The 9,715-nt window shown below is 51.1% G+C and carries 8 protein-coding genes and 2 pseudogenes; 6 read left to right on the top strand and 4 right to left on the bottom strand.

What is annotated here, in order from left to right; translation table 11 throughout:
• Nucleotides 1–729: 729 nt before the first annotated feature.
• Together sopA and IB144_RS27350 are read left to right on the top strand one after the other, a co-directional pair.
• A complete protein-coding gene (gene sopA / locus IB144_RS27355; RefSeq protein ID WP_023287153.1) occupies nt 730–1,896 on the top strand; it encodes a plasmid-partitioning protein SopA in 1,167 nt (388 codons plus the stop codon).
• Nucleotides 1,896–2,867 (top strand): ParB/RepB/Spo0J family plasmid partition protein, encoded by a 972-nt coding sequence (locus IB144_RS27350; RefSeq protein WP_004117790.1) that lies wholly within the window; start codon nt 1,896–1,898, stop codon nt 2,865–2,867. Before sopA ends, IB144_RS27350 begins: the two co-directional genes overlap by 1 nt.
• A gap of 1,025 nt (nt 2,868–3,892) precedes the next feature.
• Here IB144_RS27350 and IB144_RS27345 read toward each other — a convergent pair.
• Nucleotides 3,893–4,121 (bottom strand): annotated as a pseudogene (locus IB144_RS27345) (type II toxin-antitoxin system Phd/YefM family antitoxin).
• Between the two features lie 78 nt (nt 4,122–4,199).
• A pseudogene (locus tag IB144_RS27340) lies at nt 4,200–4,494 on the bottom strand (DUF4113 domain-containing protein); the annotation flags it as partial.
• Between the two features lie 84 nt (nt 4,495–4,578).
• Here IB144_RS27340 and IB144_RS27335 point away from each other — a divergent pair.
• The 4 genes from IB144_RS27335 (at nt 4,579) to IB144_RS27320 (ending at nt 7,538) form a co-directional block, all read left to right on the top strand.
• A complete protein-coding gene (locus IB144_RS27335; protein WP_004189163.1) occupies nt 4,579–5,019 on the top strand; it encodes a transposase in 441 nt (146 codons plus the stop codon).
• Nucleotides 5,016–5,366 (top strand): IS66 family insertion sequence element accessory protein TnpB, encoded by a 351-nt coding sequence (gene tnpB, locus IB144_RS27330; RefSeq protein ID WP_004189161.1) that lies wholly within the window; start codon nt 5,016–5,018, stop codon nt 5,364–5,366. Before IB144_RS27335 ends, tnpB begins: the two co-directional genes overlap by 4 nt.
• A gap of 30 nt (nt 5,367–5,396) precedes the next feature.
• Nucleotides 5,397–6,989 carry an IS66-like element ISKox1 family transposase gene (locus IB144_RS27325; protein WP_149359015.1) on the top strand — a complete coding sequence of 531 codons (1,593 nt, stop codon included), beginning with the start codon at nt 5,397–5,399 and terminating at the stop codon, nt 6,987–6,989.
• Between the two features lie 93 nt (nt 6,990–7,082).
• Complete coding sequence (locus IB144_RS27320) at nt 7,083–7,538, top strand: IrmA family protein (RefSeq protein ID WP_149359016.1); 456 nt, start codon at nt 7,083–7,085, stop codon at nt 7,536–7,538.
• Between the two features lie 59 nt (nt 7,539–7,597).
• Here the strand turns inward: IB144_RS27320 and IB144_RS27315 are convergent, their stop codons facing one another.
• Together IB144_RS27315 and IB144_RS27310 are read right to left on the bottom strand one after the other, a co-directional pair.
• Complete coding sequence (locus tag IB144_RS27315) at nt 7,598–8,101, bottom strand: hypothetical protein (protein ID WP_017901263.1); 504 nt, start codon at nt 8,099–8,101, stop codon at nt 7,598–7,600.
• 35 nt (nt 8,102–8,136) lie between these two features.
• Nucleotides 8,137–9,705: an SUMF1/EgtB/PvdO family nonheme iron enzyme gene (locus tag IB144_RS27310; protein WP_023288359.1), complete on the bottom strand. Its 1,569-nt coding sequence runs from the start codon at nt 9,703–9,705 to the stop codon at nt 8,137–8,139.
• Nucleotides 9,706–9,715: the final 10 nt, after the last annotated feature.

The following is a 9,715-nucleotide window of genomic DNA, read 5'->3' as shown; positions in this document are numbered from 1 at the left end:
CTTGATCCTCAACGGTTATCCACAAAAGAATGTCGTTATACGTATCGCAGTCAACGGATATACATACCTCAGTAAATACCGTTGCATATCACAGTATTAGATTTCGCATACAGCAGTCAACTTTTTACATTCCACAGTCGATCCAGTATGACGTTCAAGCCAGTTACAGCGCCTGCTGCAGCGATCCGGGGATCTCTTTAGGATCTCAATATGATCTCTTTGGGATCAATTACTGGATCGAAGCAATGAATAACGTTAATCCCCAGCCAGATCTACCCCACCACATTCAGGGTTCTGCAAGGGTAATCTGAATGCCGCATGAGTAACTCTCCCTGATTTAACATTAAATATTGACTGCGATATGTAGAATCTTCTTTTGTTGTTGACCAGCCCTCGGCTTTTAGTTTCATACCATAGTCAATTTTTCACATATCACAGTCAACTTCATGAAGATAGACTAATCCGGAGAAGTATCCGGCATCGTAGCGTTCGTGCTTTGTGCAGTCTCTGTGCTTTTCCACTTCCTCACTGCGTGAGATCGCTTACTGCGGCGAGCGGCAGTGAGAAATATTGACTGCGGTATGTGATTGAGCCTCTCTTCTCCGGTTTACAGCTTTCATTACAGTCAGCTTTGCAATTTTCAGATGACTTTGCGATTTTATTGTTGCTTTGCAAATAATTCCAAGATTTAATAAAATGATGCAAAGTGATGATTAAAGGATGCTCAGAATGGGACTGATGGATATACTTAACCAGTGCATTACTGCTGGACATGAGATGACGAAGGCTATCGCCATTGCGCAGTTTAATGACGACAGTCCGGAAGCAAGGAAGATCACCCGCCGCTGGAGAATTGGTGAAGCGGCGGATCTGGTTGGCGTTTCTTCTCAGGCAATCAGGGATGCAGAGAAAGCCGGCCGGTTACCTCACCCTGATATGGAAACCCGTGGCAGAGTTGAACAACGTGTTGGTTATACCATCGAACAAATCAATCATATGCGGGATGTGTTCGGTACCCGACTGCGGCGTGCAGAAGATGCTTTCCCTCCGGTGATCGGGGTTGCGGCTCATAAAGGGGGGGTTTACAAAACCTCCGTTTCTGTTCACCTAGCTCAGGACCTAGCCCTGAAAGGACTCCGTGTTCTTCTCGTTGAAGGCAATGACCCACAGGGAACGGCTTCTATGTATCACGGATGGGTGCCCGATCTTCATATTCATGCTGAGGACACTCTCCTGCCCTTTTATCTTGGGGAAAAGGATGATGCCAGCTACGCTATAAAGCCCACCTGCTGGCCTGGCCTTGATATCATCCCGTCCTGTCTGGCACTGCACCGCATTGAAACTGAGCTGATGGGGAAATTTGACGAAGGCAAATTACCTGCTGACCCGCACCTGATGCTCCGTCTGGCCATTGAAACGGTCGCTCATGATTATGACGTGATTGTTATCGACAGTGCACCCAACCTTGGTATCGGTACGATAAATGTTGTATGCGCTGCTGATGTATTGATTGTCCCTACTCCGGCAGAGCTGTTCGACTACACCTCCGCACTGCAGTTTTTCGATATGCTTCGTGACCTGCTTAAGAACGTGGATCTTAAAGGCTTCGAGCCAGATGTCCGTATTCTGCTTACCAAATACAGTAATAATAACGGCTCGCAGTCCCCGTGGATGGAAGAACAAATTCGGGATGCCTGGGGAAGCATGGTCCTTAAAAATGTTGTGCGCGAAACGGATGAAGTCGGTAAAGGTCAGATCCGTATGAGAACCGTTTTTGAACAGGCTATCGATCAACGTTCTTCAACAGGTGCCTGGCGTAATGCCCTCTCTATCTGGGAGCCTGTTTGCGATGAGATTTTTGATCGTCTGATTAAACCACGCTGGGAGATTAGATAATGAAGCGTGCCCCTGTCATTCCAAGACATACCACACATACTCAATCGACTGAAGATACCTCATCACCGGCGCCGGCTGCGCCGATGGTGGATTCATTAATTGCGCGCGTGGGTGCTATGGCCCGCGGTAATGCCATCTCTCTTCCGGTATGTGGACGGGAAGTAAAATTTACCCTTGAAGTGCTCCGGGGAGACTCTGTTGAGAGCGCTTCACGCGTATGGTCAGGCAATGAGCGCGATCAGGAACTACTTACCGAAGATGCTCTGGATGATCTCATTCCTTCATTTTTACTGACTGGTCAGCAGACTCCAGCTTTCGGCCGCCGGGTTTCCGATGTCATTGAAATTGCAGACGGCAGCCGTCGCCGTAAAGCCGCAATCCTGACGGAAAGTGATTATCGCATTCTGGTTGGTGAACTGGACGATGAGCAGATGGCAGCATTGTCCCGACTGGGTAACGATTATCGGCCGACGAGTGCTTATGAACGTGGTCTGCGTTATACAAGCCGGCTGCAGAATGAGTTTGCTGGAAATATTTCTGCACTTGCCGATGCGGAAAACATCTCTCGTAAGATCATTACCCGCTGTATCAATACGGCCAAACTGCCTAAATCCGTTGTTGCCCTGTTTGCACATCCTGGAGAACTGTCTGCCCGGTCAGGTGAAGCCCTTCAGAAGGCTTTTGCAGATAAAGAAGAATTACTGAAGCAGCAGGCTGAGACTCTCCACGATCAGAAGAAAGCGGGACTAATCTTCGAAGCTGAAGAGGTCATTAGTCTTTTAACATCCGTACTGAAACAATCTTCCGCATCAAGAGTTAATCTGAGCTCACGTCATCAGTTTGCTCCAGGGGCAACAGCATTGTACAAGGGCGATAAAATGGTGCTTAACCTGGATAGGTCCCGCATTCCTGCGGAGTGTATAGAGAAAATAGAAGCCATTCTTAAGGAGCTTGAGAAACTAGGAGTTTGATGCGGACACGCTTTAGTCTACGGTTATCTCCCTTTACTTCATTTCCTTTCTCACAGGCCAGAAAAAATAACTGGCCTGAATACTCTCTATGGGACCACGGTCCCACCTGCATCGTCGTTTAGGTTTTCAGCCTGGGGCCACGGTCCCACCTGTATCGTCGTTTAGGTTTCAGCCTGGGACCACGGTCCCACCTGTATCGTCGTTTAGGTTTTCAGCCTGGGACCACGGTCCCACCTGCATCGTCGTTTAGGCTTTCAGCCTGGGACCACGGTCCCACCTGCATCGTCGTTTAGGTTTTCAGCCTGGGACCACGGTCCCACCTGCATCGTCGTTTAGGCTTCCAGCCTGGGACCACGGTCCCACCTGTATCGCCGTTTAGGTTTCAGCCTGGGACCACGGTCCCACCTGCATCGTCGTTTAGGCTCCCAGCCTGGGACCACGGTCCCACCTGCATCGTCGTTTAGGTTTTCAGCCTGGGGCCACGGTCCCACCTGTATCGTCGTTTAGGTTTCAGCCTGGGACCACGGTCCCACCTGTATCGTCGTTTAGGTTTTCAGCCTGGGACCACGGTCCCACCTGCATCGTCGTTTAGGCTTTCAGCCTGGGACCACGGTCCCACCTGCATCGTCGTTTAGGTTTTCAGCCTGGGACCACGGTCCCACCTGCATCGTCGTTACATTATTAGTTTGGGATCGCAGTTCCATCAATGCCTGTCACGAACAGGTATTGGCATGGCGCCGGTGACCCGTTGAGCGGAGTAATCACGCAGCAGGACTGCTATTACAGGCGATGGTGAGAGCTCTGTTGGGAAATGAACGAAGCATGCATGTTGAGTGAAATCTGCAAAATTTCGCAGGGTATGCGGCTTAATTTTTAATTTCCGCCAGCATTTTTAAAGCCAGTTGCCGCCGCTGCGCGTAGGCCGGTCCTTCGTTCGGCCGGTAACCAGTTCCGGCCGTTTTACGACCTTGGGATCACCTCGTCAGCAGTGTCTCCACTGTGATGTCGTTTGTCACGTTGTCCGATCACAAAATATATTGGTTTTGACGTTCTGTTATCAATTGCGCCAGGTCTTTTTCGTCCAGAAGATCGAGCATTTTTTCCTACAGAACCGCGGGCACACAATAAAAAAACAGGCCGGTTGCTGTCAATAATAGCGACCGGGTAGCCGCAGCCGGCACCGGCGCTGGCCACCGGATCGTTTTTAAGTTCGCTGACGCTGGCAGTTACATCACACAGAATGATATTTGTCATGGTTCCCCCCTGAGACAAGTCATCTGCATGATCGGTAAAGTATGATCTGGCAGCAAGTTCCGTCTGTCATTTCGCCGGTCAGAAACGGGCAACCGGCAGCTCCTTCCAGCGGGTGGTATATGCCGATGAAGGCATCTCACGTTTCATCGGCCATTCCGGGGCAATTCCTCTACCGGCAAACCATACTTTACCCAGCCCTGAGTTGTTGATCCCGTCCAGAACCATCATCAGCTCAGCACTGTGAGGCCGTGGCGTCAGCAATGATGTCCCTGGTGTCCTGAGTGGGTGTAAGTAGTTTCTCCGTGGCCACGTTGCCGTAGTAAGGCTCTTTAACGGCGAACGGAGACGTTTTGATGGAAACGGAAATATGCCGTAAGCGTCAAGTCACTGCCGCCTGTGATTCCAGTCCCGGGATCGCTAGCTTAGAGCTCCGTCTAATTTAGAAGGAGTTCTGTTCATGGAAAATGCTGCCAACTGGCGAACTGAATCGCGTACCGTCTATTCCAGTGACTTCAAACTTCGGATGGTCGAACTGGCTTCACGACCAGATGCCAACGTCGCACAACTGGCGCGGGAACATGGCGTTGATAATAATCTCATTTTTAAGTGGCTACGCCTCTGGCAGAGAGAGGGGCGAATCTCTCGTCGAATGCCTGCAACTATCGTGGGGCCGGTGGTACCTCAATCTCTTCCGGCTTCTCCGACTCTGTTGTCCGTCGACGTTATCAACGACCCGTTGCCCGCCGCAGAGAATGACACTCTGTGTACGTTCTCCTCCGCTCACGCCAGCGCCACTTCCTGTCATGTTGAGTTCCGCCACGGCAAAATGACGCTGGAGAACCCGTCGTCAGAGTTGCTGACTGTGCTGATCCGCGAACTGACCGGGAGGACACAATGATATCCCTCCCGTCAGGCACCCGCATCTGGCTGGTCGCCGGGGCCACGGATATGCGTAAATCCTTCAACGGGCTGGGCGAACAGATACACCACGTTCTGGATGAGGATCCCTTCTCCGGCCATCTGTTTATCTTCCGGGGACGCCGTGGCGATACCGTGAAAATACTCTGGGCTGATGCTGATGGTCTGTGCCTGTTTATCAAACGCCTGGAAGAGGGACAGTTCGTCTGGCCTGCTGTACGCGACGGCAAAATCGCGATCACCCGCTCACAACTTGCCATGCTCCTTGATAAGCTGGACTGGCGCCAGCCAAAAATATCCCGCCTTAACTCACTGACAATGTTGTAAAAAAATCATAACCGCATTATAAAAGCGGTTATGAATCACGACTATCTCGCCCGTATCGCTGCGCTGGAAGACGCGCTTCGCCAGAAAGACAGTCAGCTCAGTCTCGTTGCAGAGACTGAGTCGTTCCTGCGTTCTGCACTGGCCCGCGCAGAAGAGAAAATAGAGAACGAAGAGCGCGAGATAGAGCATCTGCGGGCTCAGATAGAAAAACTGCGTCGAATGTTGTTCGGTACCCGCTCCGAAAAACTTCGCCGACAGGTTGAAGAAGCCGAAGCCCTGCTGAAACAGCAGGAGCAGCAAAGCGATCGCTACAACGGACGGGAAGACGATCCGCAGGTACCTCGCCAGTTACGTCAGTCCCGCCATCGTCGCCCGTTACCGGCACACCTTCCCCGCGAGATACATCGGCTGGATCCTGCGGAAACCAGCTGTCCGGAATGCGGCAGCGGTATGGCGTACCTCAGCGAAGTCAGCGTGGAGCAGCTGGAACTGGTCTCCAGCGCCCTGAAAGTGATCCGCACGGTCAGGGTGAAAAAGGCCTGCACCCGATGTGACTGTATCGTTGAAGCACCTGCGCCATCACGTCCCATCGATCGGGGTATCGCCGGGCCGGGTCTGCTGGCCCGCGTGTTAACGGCCAAATACTGCGAACACCTGCCGCTGTATCGCCAGTGCGAAATCTTTGCCCGTCAGGGCGTGGATCTGAGCCGGGCTCTGCTCTCCAACTGGGTGGATGCCTGTTGCCGGTTAATGGCCCCGCTGGATGAGGCCCTTTACCACTACGTGATGGACTGCCACAAACTGCATACGGATGACACTCCGGTTCCGGTGCTTGCACCGGGCAGAAAGAAGACGAAAACCGGGCGTATCTGGACGTATGTACGTGACGACAGAAGCGCAGGTTCATCAGATCCGCCAGCGGCATGGTTCGCCTTCTCGCCAGACCGGCAGGGAAAACATCCTCAGCAACACCTTCGCCACTATCATGGTGTGCTGCAGGCGGATGCCTTCGCAGGCTACGATCGGTTGTTCAGTCCGGAACGTGAAGGAGGGCCGCTGACAGAAGCCGCATGTTGGGCCCATGCCCGCCGAAAAATCCATGATGTCTATATAAGCACTCACACAGCGACAGCAGAAGAAGCCCTGAAACGTATCGGTGAGCTGTACGCGATAGAAGAAGAAATACGCGGCCTCACGACAGAAGAGCGTCTGGCAGCCAGACAATCGCAAAGCAAACCACTGCTGGCATCGCTGCATGAATGGCTGGTAGAAAAAAATGAGACGCTGTCGAAAAAGTCCCGTCTGGGCGAAGCGTTCGTTTATGTCCTGAACCAGTGGGATGCGCTGTGCTACTACTGTGAAGATGGCCTGGCAGAGCCTGATAACAACGCTGCCGAACGAGCCCTTCGTGCCGTCTGTCTTGGGAAAAAGAATTTTATCTTCTTCGGCAGCGACCACGGTGGTGAGCGCGGAGCCCTGCTGTACGGACTGATCGGGACGTGCAGGCTGAATGGTATCGATCCGGAAGCCTACCTTCGCCATATCCTGAGCGTACTGCCGGAGTGGCCCAGCAACAAAGTGGCCGAACTGCTGCCATGGAACGTGGTTCTTACCGATAAATAACCGTCAATACGGCGCTCACTTAACGCTTACTACGTATCGGGGAAGAGAACAGAATTTTGTGAGGCGGCGTGAGGAATGAGGGCGTAGAAGATTATGATTAAGAAAACATTATGCAGCTTATTGCTGGCCGTACTTTGTGGCGGCATGGTTGGCCCCGCAGTGAGTACGGAGAATGACCATCAGTATATTAGTATTCGTAATACGGATAGCAGTTGGGTGCAGGGCGTGTGTTCTTTGGTATTCCGGCTGGATAACGGCGGTGATGGGACATTCAATAACCTGACAGTCAGCTTACAATTAACTGATAAATCGGGAGCCGTTCTGGAAAAAGGAACTCTTGATGTTCAGCCGTTTGGCGATAGCAGTGCTACTCGCTCAACCCTTTCGGCAACTGAATTCAGCTGTGATGCGGTTGAAAATACAGCTAACATCGTGATTACCGACGTTGAGGAAACGTCTTCGGATGGTTCAGTCCATGCTCTGCCACTGTCGATGTTTGATCCGCAATATTATCAACCATTAAAAATGAGCGTACAAAAAAGCGGATAGCTTTAGCTGCCTTCTATGGGGATGATAGATATACATCCCCATTACGACGAAATAAGCGTTTATGCTTTGTTGATTAAATCGATAATACGATCGCCTTCTGTATCTTCTTGCGCAAATCGGCTAAAGATGCTGCCATCGTTTTGTGTACCCACCTTGATAGGTTCCTTGCAATCTTTGTGGAAGATTCTTTTCCCTTTTTTTGTGACAACCACACCTGACATATCGCCGTGCTGCTCTTTATCGTAAACAATATATTCATAGGGGCCTTTGACGACACGTATCCAGTAAAGCGAGCCACCGGCGATCATCTGAGAATTATAGTAGGCGTTAACCCCCGGTTGATTAGTGACAAGATTCAGCTCAGCAGTCGGAGCAGACTGGGTTCCCAGGGCATATCCCGCGCTATCCTGCGCAATAAAGGCGCTGGCGTATTTATTATTGGTGAGCAGGCATTCCAGCGTTAATTGTTCCTGATCCTCCGCACTGTAAGACGCAGCTAAAGCTGTCTGGCTGAGTGACATACAGACAATGGTCAACGCCGCAATTCGTAGAGTTAATTTCACGTTCCTTACTCCTTTATAAACTGACATGTTTAAGATTAGTGGCCGTTCTTTACTTGTTTGCAGGTATCCAGCCAGCCAGCTGTATCAATTTTGCCGTTCGCTAGGTATTTTTGCTGATTCTGCCAATGAGCAGCGAGGAACGGCTTAAGACCGGAAAGACGTTTATTCAGCATCAGCATCTGATTGAACACGTTCACTTCGCCTTTTAGCCCTGCTTGCCCATACAGGGTGCCGGAATCCACCAGACTGCTGGCGTAGTAGCTCGTTAGCTGCTGTAGACGATCGGTTTGTTCCGCCAGCTTATTTTTGCGGATGGCACAGTTGGCATCGCTGCTGTCTTTATCTTTGCACAGCAGCTCATAATTGTGATTGAGGAAGTCAAGGAAACGACCATCGTCCTGTAATTTGGTACAGAGAAAAGAGCCCAGATTCAGGCTGGCGCGGATAGACTGTGCTCTTTCTTCTTGCTGCTGCTGGTTGCTGGCACGAAGTTGGTTTTCCAGATCTTTCAGCTTTTTCTTCAGCTCGCCGTCTTCAACGCCAGAAGCCAGGCTACCTAACGCTTTCGCCGTATCATTGGACCCGGATTTGCTGCTCTCTGCGCCCGTTTTATCATCACCGAGAGTCGACCAGTTTTTCTCAAGAAGTTTGACCCGGTCCGTTGAGGTAATTGCCTGGGAAACCAGCACCAACCGCAGGCCCATTGTTTTACTGGTAAAAGGCTGGGCATTATCGTAATAGTTAATTTCTTTACGGCTAGCGCTGCGGATATCCGACTCACTGGACATCACGCTGCCGCCACGCACCACAAAACCGCCAGCCTGGCCATGCAATCGATTAATTTTATTGAGGTAGAAGGGGGTAAACATCATCTCAGAGACGTTGCCTAACATATCGTACAGGCCGAGCGGGTTAGGATTTAACAGACCGATGAGCTGAAGTTTCCCGTTTGAGGACTGCGAACCGGAATACCACTCATAATTTTTGATGTCGTCCATCGGATAACGGGAATCACGAAACTGTGCGGTATCCACTTTCAGACCGCCGCGCGCGGCAAACTCCCACTCTACTTCGGTGGGCAGTCGTAAAAAACCTGGCTTGTTATCTTCTTTCGGCAGCTTGTCGAGCGCGTTTGCGCGTAACCACTGGTTATATTTATCGGAGAAATTAACGGCCTCAAACCAACTGATGCTGGTTTGAGGGAGGCTAAGTTTACGCGATGGTGTCGGGCAAGTATCGGAAGTTAATGCCTGATATTGCAATGCCGTCAGCTCATATTTCGCCATTAAATAATAACGGCCTTTATTTTGGGGCGTTTCAGTAAAGCTACCGGCGATAAACGTGGGATAACTGTGTTCCACAAAGCCCCATTCACCGCCATCTTCCCCTAAGGTGATGGGAATATCATCCAGAGGACCGGCTACTGGAATTTCTACCCGACGAAATACCATCGAACCTTCGCAGGGCATAGGCAAAATCACGTCATCGCTATCTGGCTTCGGATTATAGGTTTTCTCTGCCCACGGTTCTGCCAGCGCGGGGGAGATCTTCACCAGCAGGGCTAGCGCCAGGCAGCGCGATAATGTGGAAGGAGTAAAGGCCATGAACGATCTC

The organism is Klebsiella sp. K4, from assembly GCF_014596785.2.
In the GTDB taxonomy this organism is placed as follows: domain Bacteria; phylum Pseudomonadota; class Gammaproteobacteria; order Enterobacterales; family Enterobacteriaceae; genus Klebsiella; species Klebsiella pneumoniae.
The sequence above is the reverse complement of the archived record's forward strand: the minus strand, read 5'-3'. Positions and strand labels throughout refer to the sequence as shown.

Bases quoted from the DNA above. Each gene is read 5' to 3' on its own strand.
- sopA (WP_023287153.1), top strand. From the start codon at position 730: ATGGGACTGATGGATATACTTAACCAGTGCATTACTGCTGGACATGAG.
- IB144_RS27350 (WP_004117790.1), top strand. From the start codon at position 1,896: ATGAAGCGTGCCCCTGTCATTCCAAGACATACCACACATACTCAATCG.
- IB144_RS27335 (WP_004189163.1), top strand. From the start codon at position 4,579: ATGGAAAATGCTGCCAACTGGCGAACTGAATCGCGTACCGTCTATTCC.
- tnpB (WP_004189161.1), top strand. From the start codon at position 5,016: ATGATATCCCTCCCGTCAGGCACCCGCATCTGGCTGGTCGCCGGGGCC.
- IB144_RS27325 (WP_149359015.1), top strand. From the start codon at position 5,397: ATGAATCACGACTATCTCGCCCGTATCGCTGCGCTGGAAGACGCGCTT.
- IB144_RS27320 (WP_149359016.1), top strand. From the start codon at position 7,083: ATGATTAAGAAAACATTATGCAGCTTATTGCTGGCCGTACTTTGTGGC.
- IB144_RS27310 (WP_023288359.1), bottom strand. From the start codon at position 9,705: ATGGCCTTTACTCCTTCCACATTATCGCGCTGCCTGGCGCTAGCCCTG.